The sequence below is a fragment of the Arthrobacter sp. ZGTC212 genome (assembly GCF_002929255.1).
Lineage (GTDB): Bacteria > Actinomycetota > Actinomycetes > Actinomycetales > Micrococcaceae > Arthrobacter_B > Arthrobacter_B sunyaminii.
The window spans coordinates 1-756 of record NZ_PJIJ01000023.1 but is presented as its reverse complement, the minus strand read 5'-3'; the positions used below and the strand labels follow the sequence as shown (position 1 = coordinate 756).

1 protein-coding gene is annotated in these 756 nt (G+C 63.9%); it reads right to left on the bottom strand.

Annotated elements, in window-relative coordinates:
- A partial coding sequence (locus tag CXQ89_RS17670) for a TRAP transporter substrate-binding protein (RefSeq protein WP_258060210.1) occupies positions 1–714 on the bottom strand: 714 nt, incomplete at its 3' end.
- Positions 715–756: the final 42 nt, after the last annotated feature.

The window sequence follows — 756 nt, the reverse complement described above, 5'->3', positions numbered from 1 at the left end:
GCCCTCTGCGGGTGCCGTGAAGATGGGCCCTCCGGCCTGACGGTATCCAGCGGCCTCGGGTGCAGTAGCGGGCATTGAGGCGGTGGCCCACGCACGGGTGGCATCCGCTGCTTGCTCGAGGGTGCGGCGTGCATTGATGGGCAGCTCGTTCAGCACGTCCTGGTTGATGACCAGGGTGTTGATTCTTGGATACAGTGGGAGATTGCCCGTCACGGTCGTGGGCTTCGTCAGGGCACCGGCACGGGCGAACGACGTTTCGGTCGCGCCGACAGCGTTTTCTGCCAGCGCCTCTGTGAAGAGCTTTCCAGGCAAGGGCTTTGGCACCGCGCCGAAGGACTGCAGCACCTCATCGGCAGTGTCCGATCGGGTGGCGCGGACAACCTTCCCGTCCAGATCGCCGGGCTCGTCAATGGGCTCCGCAAAGGAAAAGAGATGCCGCTGGCCTTCGGGAAAGAGGGCAAGCCCGGTCAATCCCACCGTTGTGAGTCCGGCCAGCATTGGGTCGGCGAAGCCAGGGGCAACAACCTGCTTCAGCACGTCATCGCTGGTCACGAGGAACGGCGCAGAAAGTGCGTTGAACGAGGTGACTCCTTCGCCTTCCCACGTCTGTGTGGGGATCAGGGCCATGTCGACATCTCCTGCCTGTACCAGCTCGAGGACGGCCTGGTTCCATGCCTCGGTGGCGTCACCCGCGGCCTGGAGGTGTGTATCTATCTTGATGCTGCCGTCCGGGGAGTGTCTCTGGACTTGGCGGAC